Consider the following 17,109-nt stretch of genomic DNA (forward strand, 5'->3'; position numbering starts at 1 on the left):
CCGACTAAGATCGTGCGGATTGCCTGTTTCGTATTCGTCGATCCTCAAGACCGTCACCTCTGACGCAGTAGCGCGGGGGTCGCAGGAGGCACCGTGCTCACCGCGTTCGCCCGGGCGTTCAAGACGCCCGACCTGCGCAAGAAGCTGCTCTTCACACTCGCCATCATCGTTTTGTACCGGCTCGGATCGCACATCCCGGTTCCGGGTGTGGACTACGGCAATGTGCAGATTTGTGTAGACGCCGCGCAGAAGAACAACAACAGCCTGTTCGGGCTGGTGAACATGTTCAGCGGCGGAGCGCTGCTGCAGATCACCATCTTCGCGCTCGGCATCATGCCGTACATCACGGCGAGCATCATCCTGCAGCTGCTGACCGTCGTGATCCCACGGCTCGAGGCCCTCAAGAAGGAGGGCCAGTCCGGCACGGCGAAGATCACGCAGTACACCCGCTACCTCACTGTCGCCCTCGCCGTGCTGCAGGGCACCGGTCTTGTGGCGACGGCTCGCAGCGGTGCGTTGTTCGGCGGCTGTCAGGTGGCCGACCAGATCGTCCCCGACCGGTCGATCTTCACCACCATCGTCATGGTGGTGACCATGACCGCCGGTACTGCCGCCGTCATGTGGCTCGGTGAGCTGATCACCGACCGTGGCATCGGCAACGGCATGTCGATCCTGATGTTCATCTCGATCGCCGCCGGCTTCCCCGGCGCTCTCTGGGCGATCAAGCAGAGCGGCAAGCTCGCCAAGGGCTGGATCGAGTTCGGCACCGTCATCCTGATCGGCTTCGTGATGGTGGCCCTGGTCGTCTTCGTCGAACAGGCGCAGCGCCGCATCCCGGTGCAGTACGCGAAGCGCATGATCGGACGGCGGTCCTACGGCGGTACGTCCACGTACATCCCGCTCAAGGTGAACCAGGCCGGTGTGATTCCGGTCATCTTCGCCTCGTCGCTGCTGTACATCCCGGCGCTGATCGCGCAGTTCTCGAGCTCGCAGTCCGGCTGGAAGACCTGGATCGAGGCGCATTTCGTCAAGGGTGATCACCCTTACTACATCGCCACGTACTTCCTCCTGATTGTCTTCTTCGCCTTCTTCTATGTGGCTATCTCCTTCAACCCCGAAGAAGTTGCCGACAACATGAAGAAGTATGGTGGCTTCATCCCGGGTATCCGGGCAGGTCGACCTACTGCCGAGTATCTGAGCTACGTGCTCAACAGGATCACTTGGCCGGGCTCGCTGTACCTGGGTCTGATTGCTCTTGTGCCGACGATGGCGTTGGCGGGCTTCGGCGGCGCGAACCAGAACTTCCCGTTCGGCGGGACGAGCATCCTCATCATCGTGGGTGTGGGTCTGGAGACCGTGAAGCAGATCGAGAGCCAGCTCCAGCAGCGTAATTACGAAGGGTTCCTCCGCTGATGCGAATCGTCCTCGTCGGGCCGCCCGGTGCCGGCAAGGGAACGCAGGCTGCGTACCTTGCCACCAACCTGTCGATCCCGCACATCTCCACGGGCGACCTCTTCCGCGCCAACATCAGCAAGGGCACCGAGCTGGGCCGCAAGGCCAAGTCCTTCATGGACGCCGGTGAGCTGGTGCCGGACGAGGTCACCATCGCGATGGCGAAGGACCGCATGGCCCAGGAGGACGCCCGCAACGGCTTCCTGCTGGACGGCTTCCCGCGGAACGTCTCGCAGGCCGAGGCGCTCGACGAGATGCTGAAGTCCGAGGGCATGACGCTGGACGCGGTGCTGGACCTGGAGGTCCCCGAGGACGAGGTCGTGCGGCGCATCGCCGGCCGCCGTATCTGCCGCAACGACTCGAGCCACGTCTTCCACGTGTCGTACTCGTCGCCGAAGCAGGAAGGTGTCTGCGACACCTGCGGCGGCGACCTGTACCAGCGTGACGACGACTCCGAGGAGACCGTGCGCAAGCGGCTCGAGGTGTACCACACGCAGACGGAGCCGATCATCGACTACTACCGGAATCAGGGCCTCGTGGTCACGATCTCGGCGCTCGGCAAGGTCACCGACGTGACCAAGCGGGCGATGGAAGCGCTGGAGAAGCTCCAGAACGACTGAGCAGTACGCGCAGTACCTGTGGCCGCGGTGTCCGACGGACGCCGCGGCCGTACTGTTGAGCCAGAGTGACGACGACGTGCAGAGGTGGAAGGCAAAGTCCATGGTGCAGATCAAGACCCCGGAGCAGATCGCGAAGATGCGCGAGGCGGGGCTGGTCGTCGCCGCGATCCACGCCGCGACGCGTGAGGCCGCCGTGCCCGGTGCGTCGACGAAGGATCTGGACGAGGTCGCCCGCAAGGTGATCGCCGACCACGGTGCCAAGTCGAACTTCCTGGGATACGGAGGGTTCCCCGCCACCATCTGCACCTCGGTCAACGAGGTGGTCGTCCATGGCATCCCCGACGAGAAGACCGTCCTCAAGGACGGCGACATCATCTCGGTCGACGCCGGCGCGATCATCGACGGCTGGCACGGCGACGCCGCGTACACCGTCTTCGTGGGCAGCGGGCACGCGCCGGAGCTGGTGGAGCTCTCCCGGGTCACCGAGGAGTCCATGTGGGCCGGTATCGCCGCGATGAAGAACGGCAACCGTCTGGTGGACGTCTCCCGTGCCATCGAGACGTACATCCGCCGGCAGCCCAAGCCCGGCGGCGGCCGGTACGGGATCATCGAGGACTACGGCGGCCACGGCATCGGCACCGAGATGCACATGGACCCGCATCTGCTGAACTACGTCGCGCGCAAGCGCGGCAAGGGCCCGAAGCTGGTCCCCGGTTTCTGCCTGGCGATCGAGCCGATGGTCTCCCTGGGCACCCCGCGGACCGAGGTCCTCGCGGACGACTGGACCGTCATCACGACGGACGGCACCTGGTCCTCGCACTGGGAGCACTCCGTGGCTCTCACGGAGGAGGGCCCGCTGGTCCTCACCGCGCCCGACGGCGGCCGGGCGAAGCTGGCCGAGCTCGGGATCACCGCGGCGCCGGACCCTCTGGCGTCGTCCTGACGCCGTGGCCGGAGTAACGATCTACGTCACTGGGCAAACTTGCCGGATTCGTCTTTTCGGATGGCCTGACGTAGACTCATGCGTCGGCTCTGGTGTACCCGTGTGTCTCCATACGGGCGCAGGAGTCGATCAAGGTAGCCGATTCGAAGGGCGAAGCGTGGCCAAGAAGCAAGGTGCCATCGAGATTGAGGGCACCGTGATCGAGTCCCTCCCGAACGCCATGTTCAAGGTGGAGCTCCAGAACGGTCACAAGGTCCTCGCGCACATCTCCGGCAAGATGCGGATGCACTACATCCGAATCCTCCCGGACGACCGGGTCGTCGTGGAGCTCTCTCCGTACGACCTGACGCGTGGGCGGATCGTCTACCGCTACAAGTAGATCTTGTCGTCGCCCCGTCCGCGGGGTGAAGGCACTGACCCGGAGAACCTCACATCCCATGAAGGTCAAGCCGAGCGTCAAGAAGATCTGCGACAAGTGCAAGGTGATCCGCCGTCACGGCCGGGTCATGGTCATCTGCGACAACCTGCGCCACAAGCAGCGCCAGGGCTGACGCACGCCGACCGACCTGCACTCCGCAGTTCTTCGCGCGACGCAAGCAATTTCGTACATACGCAGAACCCGCCCAGCCCCGCACGGGGTCGGCGGCACCTCCGGCGGGGGCCGGGGACCCGGACGTACCACTGCTTCACCCGAGGCGGTCGGCGGTCGGGATCGGTTCTGCGGAAGACCCCCGATCACACAGGAGCCATTGAATGGCACGCGTTTCCGGTGTTGACATCCCGCGCGAAAAGCGTGTGGAGATCGCACTCACCTACGTCTTCGGTATCGGGCGCACCCGGTCGAAGGAGATTCTCTCCGCGACCGACGTGAACCCGAACACCCGCGTTCGTGACCTGGCCGAAGAGGACCTGGTCAAGATCCGCGAGTACGTGGACGCCAACCTCCGCACCGAGGGTGACCTCCGCCGCGAGATCCAGGCCGACATCCGCCGCAAGGTCGAGATCGGCTGCTACCAGGGTCTGCGCCACCGTCGTGGCCTGCCGGTCCACGGTCAGCGCACCAGCACGAACGCCCGTACCCGCAAGGGCCCGCGTCGCGCCATCGCCGGTAAGAAGAAGCCGGGCAAGAAGTAGTCCTCAGCGGACGCTCATCAGCGGTCTTCGCTGTAGGACCGACCACCTCCCTGTAGGAGAAATAGATGCCCCCCAAGGGACGTCAGGGCGCTGCCAAGAAGGTGCGCCGCAAGGAAAAGAAGAACGTCGCTCACGGCCACGCGCACATCAAGAGCACGTTCAACAACACGATCGTCTCGATCACGGACCCCTCGGGCAACGTGATCTCCTGGGCCTCCGCCGGCCACGTCGGCTTCAAGGGCTCGCGCAAGTCCACCCCCTTCGCCGCGCAGATGGCCGCCGAGTCGGCCGCCCGCCGCGCGCAGGAGCACGGCATGCGCAAGGTCGACGTCTTCGTCAAGGGTCCCGGCTCCGGCCGTGAGACCGCGATCCGTTCCCTCCAGGCCACGGGCCTCGAGGTCGGTTCCATCCAGGACGTCACCCCCACGCCGCACAACGGCTGCCGTCCCCCCAAGCGCCGTCGCGTCTGACCTTCAGCGACCGCTTGACCTGAGTGCCGGGCGGTACGCCTCGAAAGAGACGTACCGCCCGTACCCTTGCAGTACGCAGTACCCGTCGGACGTCAAATAGCGGGCGTCCACGACAAAAAGGATCACAGACATGCTGATCGCTCAGCGTCCCTCGCTGACCGAAGAGGTCGTCGACGAATACCGCTCCCGGTTCGTGATCGAGCCGCTGGAGCCGGGCTTCGGCTACACCCTCGGCAACTCCCTCCGCCGTACGCTCCTCTCCTCGATCCCGGGTGCGGCGGTCACGTCCATCCGTATCGACGGTGTCCTGCACGAGTTCACCACCGTGCCGGGCGTCAAGGAGGACGTCACCGACCTCATCCTCAACATCAAGCAGCTGGTCGTCTCCTCGGAGCACGACGAGCCGGTCGTGATGTACCTGCGCAAGCAGGGCCCGGGTCTGGTCACCGCCGCCGACATCGCCCCGCCGGCCGGTGTCGAGGTGCACAACCCCGACCTGGTCCTCGCCACGCTGAACGGCAAGGGCAAGCTGGAGATGGAGCTGACCGTCGAGCGCGGTCGCGGCTACGTCTCCGCCGTGCAGAACAAGCAGGTGGGCCAGGAGATCGGCCGTATCCCGGTCGACTCCATCTACTCCCCGGTGCTCAAGGTCACGTACAAGGTCGAGGCGACCCGTGTCGAGCAGCGCACCGACTTCGACAAGCTGATCGTCGACGTCGAGACCAAGCAGGCGATGCGTCCCCGTGACGCCATGGCCTCCGCCGGTAAGACCCTGGTCGAGCTGTTCGGTCTGGCGCGCGAGCTCAACATCGACGCCGAGGGCATCGACATGGGCCCGTCCCCGACGGACGCCGCGCTCGCCGCCGATCTGGCTCTGCCGATTGAGGAGCTCGAGCTCACGGTCCGTTCGTACAACTGCCTCAAGCGCGAGGGCATCCACTCCGTGGGTGAGCTCGTGGCGCGTTCCGAGGCGGACCTGCTCGACATCCGCAACTTCGGTGCGAAGTCGATCGACGAGGTCAAGGCGAAGCTGGCCGGCATGGGCCTGGCCCTCAAGGACAGCCCGCCCGGATTCGACCCGACCGCCGCCGCCGACGCCTTCGGCGCCGACGACGACGCGGACGCGGGCTTCGTGGAGACCGAGCAGTACTGAGCCTGACGGCTCTCGCACGCCTTCCCCGTGGCGTCCGCCACGGGGGAACTGACACCGGTACCTGATACGGCCGGTGCAGCACACAAGGAGAAACACCATGCCGAAGCCCGCCAAGGGCGCCCGTCTGGGCGGCAGCGCCGCGCACGAGCGTCTGCTCCTCGCGAACCTCGCGAAGCAGCTGTTCGAGCACGGCCGCATCACCACGACCGAGGCCAAGGCCCGTCGCCTTCGTCCGGTCGCGGAGCGTCTGATCACCAAGGCGAAGAAGGGCGACATCCACAACCGTCGCCTGGTCCTGCAGACGATCACGGACAAGGGCATCGTGCACACGCTCTTCACCGAGATCGCTCCGCGGTACTCCGAGCGCCCGGGTGGCTACACCCGGATCACCAAGATCGGTGGCCGTCGTGGCGACAACGCCCCGATGGCCGTGATCGAGCTGGTCGAGGGCGAGATCGCCAAGAAGGCGACCGTCGACGAGGCCGAGGCCGCGACCAAGCGTGCGGTCAAGGAGGACGCCCTCAAGAAGGACGCGTCCACCGAGGCCGAGGCCGTCGAGGACGCCAAGCCGGCGGACGAGGCGTCCAAGGACGCCTGAGGCCCTGCCGTGCTGTGAGCGGGCCCGCCCTTCGGGGCGGGCCCGCTCTCGCGTTCCGCCTTGCGAGAGGATCTGTTTGTGAGTGACGAGGCACTGCCGGGACACGTACGGCTGAGACTGGATCTCAGTTACGACGGCAAGGACTTCTCCGGCTGGGCCAAGCAGGCCGGCGGCCGGCGCACGGTCCAGGGGGACATCGAGGACGCGCTGCGCACGGTGACGCGCTCCTCCCGGACGTACGAGCTGACCGTCGCCGGCCGCACCGACGCCGGTGTGCACGCCCGTGGGCAGGTGGCGCACGTCGATCTGCCCGAGGACGTGTGGGCCGAGCACCGGGAGAAGCTGCTGAAGCGGCTCGCGGGGCGGCTCTCGCGCGATGTGCGGGTCTGGCGGGCCCAGGAGGCCCCGGAGGGGTTCAACGCCCGGTTCTCGGCCGTCTGGCGGCGTTACGCGTATCGGGTGACCGACCATCCCGGCGGGGTCGACCCGCTGCTGCGCGGTCATGTGCTGTGGCACGACTGGCCGTTGGACGTCGACGCGATGAACGCCGCGGCCGAACGGCTGGTGGGGGAGCACGACTTCGCCGCCTACTGCAAGAAGCGTGAGGGTGCGACGACCATCCGTACGCTCCAGCGGCTCGACTGGGAGCGGGACTCCTCCGGCGTCATCACGGCGACCGTCAAGGCCGATGCCTTCTGCCACAACATGGTGCGCTCCCTGGTGGGCGCGCTGCTGTTCGTGGGCGACGGGCACCGGCCGGTGGAATGGCCCGCGAAGGTACTGGCCGCGGGCGTACGGGACTCGGCCGTTCATGTCGTACGTCCGCACGGCCTCACGCTGGAGGAAGTGGGCTACCCCGCCGACGAGTTGCTCGCCGCGCGCAACCTGGAGGCCCGCAACCGGCGGACGCTGCCCGGGTCAGCCGGCGGGGGCGGTGGCTGCTGCTGAGGCCTGGGCCTCACCCCGGCGCACGATCTGGCGGAAGGTGAACTCCGCCAGGTCGTCGCCGGTCTGGAACGCCTTGGTGTCGCCCTTCGTGACCGACTTGGCCTTGGTGTAGCCGGTCGCGGTGAAGTAGGCGTAACGGCCGTAGGAGTTGGCCGTGAAACGGCACACCGGGCCGCCCTTGCAGAAGGTCGGCACGCCGGCGCCCGGCAGCGGGGCGACATTGCCGCTCGCCTGGGCGACGGCCTTCTTCGCCTCGGCCTCCAGCCCGAAGACCGCGACACCGACGGTGACCGCGATGCCGTCCTTGCTGTAGGTGGCGCGGAAGACCTGGTCGCAGCCGTTCTTCTCGAGGACCCCGCCCAGAGCGCCCTGGGTGGCCGACGAGCAGGTGCCCGTGCGGGCGGTCGCGCCCTTGGCGTAGACCCGGTTGCCCATGGTCAGCTTCTTGCCGGGGAAGAGGGTCTCGACGCTCAGTGGCGCCGTGTCCTTCTTCTCGCTGGAGATGAAGTCCTTCGGGTTCGGCGGCGGCAGCGGCGCGACCGAGGAGAACGACGGCTCGGGCCGCGTGGAGTCACTGGGCAGCGCCGGAGCCCCGGGCAGCTGACCGGTCGAGTTCCCGGACGCCGTGTTGTTGCCGTCGCCCGAGGAGACGATCGCCGTCGCCACGATGCCCGCGATCGCGGCCGTCGCGAGCGCCCCGCCACCGATCAGCAGCCATCGCCTGCGGCGGGCGCGGGTCGCGGAGGCGTCGGCGAGCGCGGCCCAGTCCGGAGTGTCTCCCGTACGGGACGAACGCGCGCCGAAGGGATCGAACGGATCCGACGCTCCCTGACGGGAGTTGTACGGATCCTGGTTCTGTGCACCGGACCCCCACTGAGGTCCCCCCTGCCCAAAGCTCATGCCGCGCATCCTAAACCTGTTGGGAGCACAGGGCCGCCGCCCTCAGAATCGGAGCATGGGACATCTAGAGGCCGCACATCTCGAGTACTACCTGCCGGACGGGCGGGTACTGCTCGCTGACGCGTCGTTCAGGGTCGGCGAAGGCGCGGTGGTCGCGCTGGTCGGAGCCAATGGCGCGGGCAAGACGACGCTGCTGCGGCTGATCGCGGGCGAGCTCCAGGCGCACGGTGGCACCGTGACGGTCAGTGGCGGACTGGGTGTGATGCGTCAGTTCATCGGCTCGGTACGTGACGAACGCACCGTCCGGGATCTGCTCGTCTCGCTCGCGCAGCCGCGGATACGCGAGGCGGCGAAGGCGGTCGACGAGGCCGAGCACCTGATCATGACCGTCGACGACGAGGCCGCGCAGATGCGGTACGCGCAGGCGCTGAGCGACTGGGCGGAGGCGCGCGGGTACGAGGCCGAGACCCTCTGGGACATGTGCACCACGGCCGCGCTGGGCGTCCCGTACGAGAAGGCGCAGTTCCGCGAGCTGCGGACGCTCTCCGGGGGTGAGCAGAAGCGGCTGGCGCTGGAGGCGCTGCTGCGGGGCCCCGAGGAGGTGCTGCTGCTCGACGAGCCGGACAACTATCTCGACGTGCCCGGCAAGCGCTGGCTGGAGGAGCGGCTCAAGGAGACCCGTAAGACCGTTCTGTTCGTCTCGCACGACCGGGAACTGCTGTCGCGTGCCGCGGAGAAGATCGTCAGCGTGGAACCGAGTCCGGCCGGCTCGGACGTGTGGGTGCACGGCGGCGGCTTCGGGACGTACCACGACGCCCGCAAGGAGCGGTTCGCGCGCTTCGAGGAGCTGAAGCGGCGCTGGGACGAGGAGCACGCCCGGCTGAAGGCGCTGGTGCTGCGGCTGCGGCAGCAGGCGGCGATCAGCCCCGACATGGCGTCGCGGTACCGGGCGATGCAGACCCGGTTCAAGAAGTTCGAGGAGGCGGGGCCGCCGCCGGAGCCGCCGCGCGAGCAGGAGATCCGGATGCGGCTGCGCGGCGGGCGCACCGGCGTGCGTGCTCTGACCTGCAAGGGCCTCGAACTCACCGGGCTGATGAAACCCTTCGACCTGGAGGTCTTCTACGGCGAGCGGGTGGCCGTCCTCGGCTCGAACGGCTCGGGCAAGTCCCACTTCCTGCGGCTGCTCGCCGGCGACACGTCCGTGGCCCACAAGGGCGAGTGGAAGCTGGGCGCGCGCGTGGTCCCGGGGCACTTCGCCCAGACGCACGCGCACCCCGAGCTCCTCGGGCGCACGCTGGTCGACATCCTGTGGACCGAGCACGCCAAGGACCGCGGCGGCGCGATGTCGGTGCTGCGGCGGTACGAGCTGGAGCGCCAGGGCGACCAGACCTTCGACAAGCTCTCCGGCGGTCAGCAGGCCCGGTTCCAGATCCTCCTCCTGGAGCTGGAGGGCACCACGGCGCTGCTCCTCGACGAGCCCACGGACAACCTGGACCTGGAGTCGGCGGAGGCGCTCCAGGACGGCCTGGAGGTCTATGAGGGCACCGTGCTCGCCGTCACGCACGACCGCTGGTTCGCGAAGTCCTTCGACCGCTATCTGGTCTTCGGCTCGGACGGCGTGGTCCGGGAGACGGCGGAGCCGGTGTGGGACGAGCGGCGGGTCGAGCGGGCCCGCTAGGGCGGGCGCGTTTTGACCCGTACGGGGCTGCGCGGGTAGTCTCGTCGATTGTTATGCGTATCGGCTTCGTCGTTCTCACGCGAAGGGCCCATACGTAGGTTCCCTGGAGCAGTTACCAGTGGCTCGCATACGGGCTTCGTCCCCGGCAGTGTGAGCCCCAGCTGCATGATCGCTTCAGAGGATTCGTGTGTCTGGAACCCATCCACAAGAAGCGAAGGCTACGACCGTGCGTACGTACAGCCCCAAGCCCGGCGATGTCACTCGCCAGTGGCACATCATCGACGCTCAGGACATCGTCCTGGGCCGTCTGGCGACTACGGCAGCGAACCTCCTCCGGGGCAAGCACAAGCCGATCTACGCCCCCCACATGGACATGGGCGACTTCGTCATCATCATCAACGCCGAGAAGGTTCACCTCTCCGGCAACAAGAAGACCCAGAAGATGGCCTACCGCCACTCCGGCTACCCGGGTGGTCTGCGCTCCGTCCGCTACGACGAGCTGCTGGCCAAGAGCCCGGAGAAGGCCGTGGAGAAGGCCATCAAGGGCATGATCCCGAAGAACACCCTGGGTCGTCAGATGCTCTCGAAGCTGAAGATCTACGCGGGCGAGAACCACCCGCACGCTGCTCAGCAGCCGGTCCCGTTCGAGATCACCCAGGTCGCGCAGTAGTTCCGGCCACCCCCTAAGACGTACAGAAAGATCTGAGGAGAATCGTGGCCGAGACCACTGCAGAGACCCCCGTCGAGGGCGAAGAGACCTACGCCGAGGTCACCACCTTCGAGTCGGAGACGCCCGTCGAGGGCGAGTACACCTCCGAGTCCCTCGCGTCCCGCTTCGGCGACCCGCAGCCCGCTGCGGGTCTGGGCCGTCGCAAGAACGCCATCGCCCGCGTCCGGATCGTTCCGGGCTCCGGCAAGTGGAAGATCAACGGTCGCACCCTTGAGGACTACTTCCCCAACAAGGTGCACCAGCAGGAAGTCAACGAGCCCTTCAAGGTGCTCGAGCTCGACGACCGCTACGACGTCATCGCCCGTATCTCGGGTGGCGGCGTCTCCGGCCAGGCCGGCGCCCTGCGCCTCGGTGTGGCCCGTGCGCTCAACGAGGCCGACGTGGACAACAACCGCGCCGCGCTGAAGAAGGCCGGCTTCCTGAGCCGCGACGACCGTGCGGTCGAGCGCAAGAAGGCCGGTCTCAAGAAGGCCCGCAAGGCCCCGCAGTACAGCAAGCGTTAATCGCCTGCTCGGCCTGCTTGTACGTACGCCCCGGCAGCACTCAGTGCTGCCGGGGCGTACGTCTTTCCACGACCTCGGGCGTATAACGGGCAACAGGCGCTCGAAGGCCTGCATTTTTCGGAGCATTCTCGGAGGACAGCTGTGGGACGACTCTTCGGCACGGACGGCGTGCGCGGTGTCGCCAATGCGGACCTGACGGCGGAGCTCGCGCTCGGTCTGTCGGTCGCGGCGGCGCATGTGCTCGCCGAGGCGGGGACCTTTGAAGGACATCGGCCGACCGCGGTGGTCGGGCGGGATCCGCGTGCGTCGGGAGAGTTTCTGGAGGCCGCCGTCGTGGCGGGTCTCGCGAGCGCGGGCGTCAACGTCGTGCGCGTCGGCGTGCTGCCGACGCCGGCCGTGGCGTACCTCACGGGTTCGCTCGGTGCGGACCTCGGCGTGATGCTCTCCGCGTCGCACAACGCCATGCCGGACAACGGCATCAAGTTCTTCGCGCGCGGCGGCCACAAGCTGGCCGACGAGCTGGAGGACCGTATCGAGACGGTGTACGAGCAGCACCGGACCGGCGAGCCGTGGGAGCGGCCGACCGGTGCGGGCGTCGGCCGGGTCACCGACTACGACGAGGGCTTCGACCGGTACGTCGCGCACCTCATCGCCGTCCTGCCGAACCGGCTCGACGGGCTGAAGGTCGTCCTCGACGAGGCGCACGGCGCTGCGGCCTGGGTCTCGCCCGAGGCGTTCGCGCGGGCCGGCGCCGAGGTCGTCACCATCGGCGCGGAGCCCGACGGGCTCAACATCAACGACGGGTGCGGCTCCACGCACCTGGGCCTGCTGAAGGCCGCGGTCGTCGAGCACGGCGCGGCGCTCGGCATCGCGCACGACGGCGACGCGGACCGCTGCCTCGCGGTGGACGCGTCCGGCAACGAGGTCGACGGCGACCAGATCCTCGCGGTGCTGGCCCTCGCGATGCGCGAGGCGGGCACCCTGCGCGGGAACACCGTCGTCGCCACCGTCATGTCCAACCTCGGCTTCAAGCTGGCGATGGAGCGCGAGGGCCTCTCGCTCGTGCAGACGGCCGTCGGAGACCGGTACGTCCTGGAGTCGATGAAGGAGCACGGGTACGCGCTCGGCGGCGAGCAGTCCGGGCACGTCATCGTGCTCGACCACGCGACGACCGGCGACGGCACGCTCACCGGTCTGATGCTGGCGGCACGGGTCGCGGCGACCGGCCGCTCGCTCGCCGACCTCGCCGCGGTCATGGACCGGCTGCCGCAGATCCTGATCAATGTGCCGGACGTCGACAAGTCGCGGGTGAAGACGTCGGCGGAGCTGGCGAGCGCGGTGGCGGAGGCGGAGCGGGAGCTGGGCTCCACGGGCCGTGTGCTGCTGCGTCCGTCGGGCACGGAGCCGCTGGTACGGGTGATGGTCGAGGCGGCGGACATCGAGCAGGCGCGGTCGGTGGCGAGCCGGCTCGCGGACGCGGTGAAGTCTTCGCTCGGCTGACGCGACGACTGCTTCTGGGTGTGTGCCCGTGCCCCGGGGTGGGTGCGGGCACACGCATGGTGCGGGTGGTGCGCGGGGCTCTGCCCCGGACCCGCGCCTCGATCGCCGGCGGGGCTGGGTTTGCCTCGATCGCCGGCGAGGCCCGGGTTCGCCTCAGTCGTCGGCGTGGCCCGGGTTCGCCTCAGTCGCCGGCGGGGCTCAGGTGCTCACGATGCCTTGGTCGCCGTGCGGTGCCGTTGCAGGGCCCACAGTGACTTCTGGATCAGCAGCGTCAGCGTGCCCGCCAGCACGATGCCCAGCAGGTTCAGCAGCAGCTGTTCCGTCGAGCCCCACGCCTGCGCGTACTCGCCGAAGCTGAACGCGACCGCCGCGTTCGCCGCCGCCGGGACCGTCGTCACCGAGATCGCCACGCCCACCAGCGCACCCGACTTCGCCGACGTCAGCGAGAGCATGCCCGCCGCGCCCGCGAGTACCGCGACGACGAACGAGAACCAGTCCGGGTTGTAGATGAAGCTGGTGTTGGGCCGTTCGGCCCGCACCTTCGCCGCGTCGAAGAGATCGACCCAGCTCATGAAGTGGCTGAAGCCGACCGTGATCAGCATGGCGAGGGCGAAACCGACGACCAGGGCCACGAACGAGCGCCACGCCAGCCGCGGAGCGCGCTGCACCAGCGCCGTGCAGAAACCGGCCAGTGGGCCGAACTCCGGGCCCACCGCCATCGCGCCCACGATGAGGATCGCGTTGTCGAGCACCACACCGCACGCCGCGAGCATCGTCCCGAGCGTCAGAAACGCTATGTAGGTGACGGAGAGCGTCGACTCCTCGTGGGTCGCGTCGGTCAGATGCTCCCAGAGCACCGCGTCCGCGCCCTCGCCCGGTGCGTCCTTCTCGGCCTTGTCGGCCCGCTTCGACAGCGACAGTTCGATGCCCTCGACGGCGATCGAACCGTGCTCGTCGAGGCCGAGGGTCCGCAGACCCCCGATCAGTTCGTCGGCCGCCTCGCGCGCCACGTCGCACTGCACCACGTCGCCGGCGGGATCGCGAGCCGCCCCCGCGAACACGGCGAGATGGGCCGTGCCGACCGTCCCCTCGATGAGACGTACCGCCTCGTCGGTCGTGTCCGCCGGGGTGATCAGGCGCAGATGCAGCACCCGCTGCCTCCTCAGAGCTTGCGCAGGGACAGACGCTGGACCTTGTGGTCGGGACCCTTGCGGAGCACCAGGGTGGCACGGCTGCGCGTGGGTGCCACGTTCTCCAGCAGGTTGGGCTTGTTGATGGTGCGCCACATCGTCCGGGCGTAGTCCAGTGCCTCGTCCTCGGAGACCTGGGTGTACTTCCGGAAGTACGAGAAGGGGTTCTGGAACGCCGTCTCCCGCAGTTTTCGGAAGCGGTTGAGGTACCAGTGCTCGATGTCCTCGGCGCGGGCGTCGACGTACACCGAGAAGTCGAAGTAGTCGGCGAGGCCGACGCGGGTGCGGCCGTCCTTGCCTGGCAGCGCGGGCTGGAGGACGTTGAGGCCCTCGACGATCAGGATGTCGGGGCGGCGGACCGTCAGGCGTTCGCCGGGCACGATGTCGTAGATCAGGTGCGAGTAGACGGGGGCCGTGACCTCGTCCTTGCCCGCCTTGATGTCGGCGACGAAACGGGTCAGGGCCCGGCGGTCGTACGACTCGGGGAAGCCCTTGCGGGACATCAGCCCGCGAGACTCCAGCTCCTTCATCGGCAGCAGGAAGCCGTCGGTGGTGACCAGTTCGACGCGCGGGTGCTCGGGCCAGCGGGCGAGCAGGGCCTGGAGCAGTCGGGCGACGGTGGACTTGCCGACCGCGACGGACCCGGCGACTCCTATGACGAACGGCGTGCCGCGCTGCGCGCCGTGCCCGCCGCCCGCGTCGCCGAGGAAGGTGTTGAGCGCGCCCCGCAGTTCACCGGTGGCCTGGACGTACAGATTGAGGAGTCGCGACAGCGGCAGATAGACGTCCCGCACCTCGTCCAGGTCGATGACGTCGCCCAGCCCTCGCAGCCGCTCGACCTCCTCGGCCGTGAGGGGGAGCGGCGTCTTCTCGCGCAGCGCGCTCCACTCCGCGCGGGTGAGGTCGACGTACGGCGTCGACGCGTGTTCGGCCCGGCGGTGGGCGCTTCGTGGCGGCGAAGAGATCACCTACACATTGTCGGGGGTGCGGGCGGGTTCTGGGTGGTGTGCTCGGTCACGCGGCGCGCGCCGCCGTAGGCTGCCGACATGTGCGGAATCGTGGGTTACGTCGGCGGACAGTCGGCGCTTGATGTGGTCATCGCGGGCCTGAAGCGGCTGGAGTACCGGGGCTACGACTCGGCCGGGGTCGCCGTGCTCTCCGACGGCGGGCTGGCCGCGGCCAAGAAGGCGGGCAAGCTCGTCAATCTGGAGAAGGAGCTGGTGGACCGGCCGCTGCCGAGCGGATTCACCGGCATCGGGCACACCCGGTGGGCCACGCACGGCGGGCCGACCGACATCAACGCGCACCCCCATCTCGACAACGCGGGCCGTGTCGCCGTCGTGCACAACGGCATCATCGAGAACTTCGCCGCCCTGCGGGCCGAGCTGGCGGAGCGCGGGCACGACCTCGCCTCGGAGACCGACACCGAGGTCGTGGCGCATCTGCTCGCCGAGAACTTCTCCTCCTGCGGTGACCTCCCCGAGGCGATGCGCCAGGTGTGCCGCCGGCTGGAGGGCGCCTTCACCCTGGTCGCCGTGCACGCGGACGAGCCGGACGTGGTCGTGGGCGCGCGCCGCAACTCACCGCTGGTGGTGGGCGTCGGCGACGGCGAGTCCTTCCTCGCCTCGGACGTGGCGGCGTTCATCGCCCACACCCGCTCGGCGCTGGAGCTCGGCCAGGACCAGGTCGTGGAGCTGCGCCGGGACGGGGTGACGGTCACCGACTTCGACGGCGCTCCGGCGGACGTGCGCGCCTATCACGTGGACTGGGACGCCTCGGCCGCCGAGAAGGGCGGCTACGACTACTTCATGCTGAAGGAGATCGCCGAGCAGCCGAAGGCGGTCGCCGACACCCTGCTGGGCCGTATCGACGCGGAGGGCTCGCTGACCCTCGACGAGGTGCGCATTCCGGCGTCGGTGCTGCGCGAGGCCGACAAGGTCGTCATCGTGGCCTGCGGCACCGCCTTCCACGCGGGCATGATCGCCAAGTACGCCATCGAGCACTGGACGCGGATCCCGTGCGAGGTGGAGCTGGCGAGCGAGTTCCGCTACCGGGACCCGATCCTCGACCAGCGCACGCTGGTGATCGCCATCTCCCAGTCCGGCGAGACCATGGACACCCTGATGGCGCTGCGGCACGCGCGGGAACAGGGCGCGCGGGTGCTGGCCATCTGCAACACCAACGGCTCGACCATCCCGCGGGAGTCGGACGCCGTGCTCTACACGCACGCCGGTCCCGAGGTCGCCGTGGCGTCCACGAAGGCGTTCCTGACCCAGCTGGTGGCCTGCTATCTGGTCGCGCTGTATCTGGGGCAGGTGCGGGGCACCAAGTGGGGCGACGAAATCCGCGCCGTCGTACGGGACTTGGCGAAGATCTCCGGCGAGGTCGACCGGGTGCTGGAGACCATGGAGCCGGTCCGTGCGCTGGCCCGCTCGCTCGCGGACAAGAACACCGTCCTGTTCCTCGGCCGCCATGTGGGCTACCCGGTGGCCCTGGAGGGCGCGCTGAAGCTCAAGGAACTGGCGTACATGCACGCGGAGGGCTTCGCCGCCGGCGAGCTCAAGCACGGGCCGATCGCGCTGATCGAGGAGGACCTGCCGGTGGTGGTCGTGGTGCCGTCGCCGCGCGGCCGTTCGGTCCTGCACGACAAGATCGTCTCGAACATCCAGGAGATCAGGGCGCGCGGGGCGCGGACGATCGTGATCGCGGAGGAGGGGGACGAGACGGTCGTGCCGTACGCGGACCACCTCATCCGTATCCCGGTCACGCCCACGCTGCTCCAGCCGATGGTGGCGACCGTGCCGTTGCAGGTCTTCGCCTGCGAGCTGGCGACGGCCCGCGGCAACGAGGTCGACCAGCCCCGCAACCTCGCGAAGTCGGTCACCGTCGAATGATCATCGGGGTGGGGATCGACGTCGCCGAGATCGACCGGTTCACCGCGTCGATGCGGCGCACCCCCGGAATGGCCGGACGGCTCTTCGTGGAGAGCGAGTTGCTGCTCCCCAGCGGGGAGCAGCGGGGCTACGCCTCCCTCGCGGCCCGGTTCGCCGCGAAGGAGGCGCTCGCCAAGGCGCTCGGCGCGCCTGCCGGACTGCACTGGACGGACGCCGAGGTGTACGTCGAGGACAACGGCAGGCCCCGGCTGCGGGTGCGCGGCACGGTCGCCGCGCGGGCCGAGGAACTCGGGGTGCGGTCCTGGCACGTCTCGCTCAGCCATGACGCGGGTGTGGCCTCCGCCGTGGTGATCGCGGAGGGCTGACGGGGGCCTGCGCCCGCGAGCTCGGCAGGGG

The 17,109-nt window shown here is 68.5% G+C and carries 19 protein-coding genes; 16 read left to right on the forward strand and 3 right to left on the reverse strand.

Translation table 11 applies throughout. The features are described 5' to 3' along the window. Positions 1–93: 93 nt before the first annotated feature. The 10 genes from secY to truA all read left to right on the forward strand — a co-directional run bounded on the left by secY (position 94) and on the right by truA (position 7,318). Complete coding sequence (secY, locus tag ACFWU3_RS00570; protein WP_384429021.1) at positions 94–1,413, forward strand: preprotein translocase subunit SecY; 1,320 nt, start codon at positions 94–96, stop codon at positions 1,411–1,413. Then, the gene (locus tag ACFWU3_RS00575; RefSeq protein WP_384429024.1) at positions 1,413–2,072 is read left to right on the forward strand and encodes an adenylate kinase; all 660 of its coding nucleotides are present in this window, start codon (positions 1,413–1,415) and stop codon (positions 2,070–2,072) included. The genes secY and ACFWU3_RS00575 overlap by 1 nt, the downstream gene beginning before the upstream one ends. A 100-nt stretch (positions 2,073–2,172) precedes the next feature. Then, positions 2,173–3,015 (forward strand): type I methionyl aminopeptidase, encoded by an 843-nt coding sequence (map, locus tag ACFWU3_RS00580; protein WP_384429027.1) that lies wholly within the window; start codon positions 2,173–2,175, stop codon positions 3,013–3,015. A gap of 157 nt (positions 3,016–3,172) precedes the next feature. Then, positions 3,173–3,394, forward strand: coding sequence for a translation initiation factor IF-1 (gene infA / locus ACFWU3_RS00585; protein ID WP_003956442.1), 222 nt, complete (start codon positions 3,173–3,175; stop codon positions 3,392–3,394). Positions 3,395–3,452: 58 nt separating this feature from the next. Continuing rightward, positions 3,453–3,566, forward strand: a complete 114-nt coding sequence (rpmJ, locus tag ACFWU3_RS00590) for a 50S ribosomal protein L36 (protein WP_003956441.1) — start codon at positions 3,453–3,455, stop codon at positions 3,564–3,566. 202 nt (positions 3,567–3,768) lie between these two features. Then, a complete protein-coding gene (rpsM, locus tag ACFWU3_RS00595; RefSeq protein ID WP_313944675.1) occupies positions 3,769–4,149 on the forward strand; it encodes a 30S ribosomal protein S13 in 381 nt (126 codons plus the stop codon). Between the two features lie 65 nt (positions 4,150–4,214). Then, complete coding sequence (gene rpsK, locus ACFWU3_RS00600; protein ID WP_003956432.1) at positions 4,215–4,619, forward strand: 30S ribosomal protein S11; 405 nt, start codon at positions 4,215–4,217, stop codon at positions 4,617–4,619. Positions 4,620–4,749: 130 nt separating this feature from the next. Further along, a complete protein-coding gene (locus ACFWU3_RS00605) occupies positions 4,750–5,772 on the forward strand; it encodes a DNA-directed RNA polymerase subunit alpha (protein WP_003956430.1) in 1,023 nt (340 codons plus the stop codon). Between the two features lie 97 nt (positions 5,773–5,869). Further along, positions 5,870–6,370: a 50S ribosomal protein L17 gene (rplQ, locus tag ACFWU3_RS00610; protein ID WP_313944674.1), complete on the forward strand. Its 501-nt coding sequence runs from the start codon at positions 5,870–5,872 to the stop codon at positions 6,368–6,370. Positions 6,371–6,448: 78 nt separating this feature from the next. Further along, the gene (gene truA / locus ACFWU3_RS00615; protein WP_384429032.1) at positions 6,449–7,318 is read left to right on the forward strand and encodes a tRNA pseudouridine(38-40) synthase TruA; all 870 of its coding nucleotides are present in this window, start codon (positions 6,449–6,451) and stop codon (positions 7,316–7,318) included. On the opposite strand, the gene ACFWU3_RS00620 is transcribed toward truA, so the two are convergent. Beyond that, positions 7,289–8,218 (reverse strand): hypothetical protein, encoded by a 930-nt coding sequence (locus tag ACFWU3_RS00620; protein ID WP_384429035.1) that lies wholly within the window; start codon positions 8,216–8,218, stop codon positions 7,289–7,291. The two genes, truA and ACFWU3_RS00620, sit on opposite strands and share 30 nt — an antisense overlap. A gap of 55 nt (positions 8,219–8,273) precedes the next feature. Between ACFWU3_RS00620 and ACFWU3_RS00625 the strand changes: the two genes are divergently transcribed. The 4 genes from ACFWU3_RS00625 (at position 8,274) to glmM (ending at position 12,629) form a co-directional block, all read left to right on the forward strand. Beyond that, complete coding sequence (locus tag ACFWU3_RS00625; RefSeq protein ID WP_384429038.1) at positions 8,274–9,896, forward strand: ABC-F family ATP-binding cassette domain-containing protein; 1,623 nt, start codon at positions 8,274–8,276, stop codon at positions 9,894–9,896. A gap of 226 nt (positions 9,897–10,122) precedes the next feature. Next, complete coding sequence (gene rplM, locus ACFWU3_RS00630) at positions 10,123–10,566, forward strand: 50S ribosomal protein L13 (RefSeq protein WP_266381617.1); 444 nt, start codon at positions 10,123–10,125, stop codon at positions 10,564–10,566. Between the two features lie 44 nt (positions 10,567–10,610). Then, the gene (gene rpsI, locus ACFWU3_RS00635) at positions 10,611–11,129 is read left to right on the forward strand and encodes a 30S ribosomal protein S9 (RefSeq protein WP_313944669.1); all 519 of its coding nucleotides are present in this window, start codon (positions 10,611–10,613) and stop codon (positions 11,127–11,129) included. A 141-nt stretch (positions 11,130–11,270) separates the two neighbouring features. Then, on the forward strand, positions 11,271–12,629 hold the full coding sequence (glmM, locus tag ACFWU3_RS00640) for a phosphoglucosamine mutase (protein WP_384429043.1): 1,359 nt from the start codon (positions 11,271–11,273) through the stop codon (positions 12,627–12,629). A gap of 206 nt (positions 12,630–12,835) precedes the next feature. Here glmM and ACFWU3_RS00645 read toward each other — a convergent pair whose 3' ends face one another. Together ACFWU3_RS00645 and coaA are read right to left on the reverse strand one after the other, a co-directional pair. Continuing rightward, positions 12,836–13,780, reverse strand: a complete 945-nt coding sequence (locus ACFWU3_RS00645) for a DUF389 domain-containing protein (RefSeq protein WP_384429046.1) — start codon at positions 13,778–13,780, stop codon at positions 12,836–12,838. Positions 13,781–13,791: 11 nt separating this feature from the next. Continuing rightward, positions 13,792–14,787, reverse strand: coding sequence for a type I pantothenate kinase (gene coaA, locus ACFWU3_RS00650; RefSeq protein WP_313944666.1), 996 nt, complete (start codon positions 14,785–14,787; stop codon positions 13,792–13,794). A 78-nt stretch (positions 14,788–14,865) separates the two neighbouring features. Here coaA and glmS point away from each other — a divergent pair, with 78 nt between their 5' ends. Together glmS and ACFWU3_RS00660 are read left to right on the forward strand one after the other, a co-directional pair. Beyond that, positions 14,866–16,713 carry a glutamine--fructose-6-phosphate transaminase (isomerizing) gene (gene glmS, locus ACFWU3_RS00655; protein ID WP_313944665.1) on the forward strand — a complete coding sequence of 616 codons (1,848 nt, stop codon included), beginning with the start codon at positions 14,866–14,868 and terminating at the stop codon, positions 16,711–16,713. Next, positions 16,710–17,078 carry a holo-ACP synthase gene (locus ACFWU3_RS00660; protein ID WP_384429049.1) on the forward strand — a complete coding sequence of 123 codons (369 nt, stop codon included), beginning with the start codon at positions 16,710–16,712 and terminating at the stop codon, positions 17,076–17,078. The genes glmS and ACFWU3_RS00660 overlap by 4 nt, the downstream gene beginning before the upstream one ends. The last annotated feature ends 31 nt before the right edge of the window (positions 17,079–17,109 follow it).

It is taken from the genome of Streptomyces sp. NPDC058685 (assembly GCF_042714725.1).
Taxonomy (GTDB): Bacteria; Actinomycetota; Actinomycetes; order Streptomycetales; family Streptomycetaceae; genus Streptomyces.

Coding starts and splice junctions, on each gene's coding strand:
- rpsK (WP_003956432.1), top strand. CDS start 4,215: ATGCCCCCCAAGGGACGTCAGGGCGCTGCCAAGAAGGTGCGCCGCAAG.
- glmS (WP_313944665.1), top strand. CDS start 14,866: ATGTGCGGAATCGTGGGTTACGTCGGCGGACAGTCGGCGCTTGATGTG.
- map (WP_384429027.1), top strand. CDS start 2,173: ATGGTGCAGATCAAGACCCCGGAGCAGATCGCGAAGATGCGCGAGGCG.
- ACFWU3_RS00605 (WP_003956430.1), top strand. CDS start 4,750: ATGCTGATCGCTCAGCGTCCCTCGCTGACCGAAGAGGTCGTCGACGAA.
- rplQ (WP_313944674.1), top strand. CDS start 5,870: ATGCCGAAGCCCGCCAAGGGCGCCCGTCTGGGCGGCAGCGCCGCGCAC.
- ACFWU3_RS00575 (WP_384429024.1), top strand. CDS start 1,413: ATGCGAATCGTCCTCGTCGGGCCGCCCGGTGCCGGCAAGGGAACGCAG.
- rpsM (WP_313944675.1), top strand. CDS start 3,769: ATGGCACGCGTTTCCGGTGTTGACATCCCGCGCGAAAAGCGTGTGGAG.
- ACFWU3_RS00625 (WP_384429038.1), top strand. CDS start 8,274: ATGGGACATCTAGAGGCCGCACATCTCGAGTACTACCTGCCGGACGGG.
- rpmJ (WP_003956441.1), top strand. CDS start 3,453: ATGAAGGTCAAGCCGAGCGTCAAGAAGATCTGCGACAAGTGCAAGGTG.
- ACFWU3_RS00620 (WP_384429035.1), bottom strand. CDS start 8,218: ATGAGCTTTGGGCAGGGGGGACCTCAGTGGGGGTCCGGTGCACAGAAC.
- ACFWU3_RS00660 (WP_384429049.1), top strand. CDS start 16,710: ATGATCATCGGGGTGGGGATCGACGTCGCCGAGATCGACCGGTTCACC.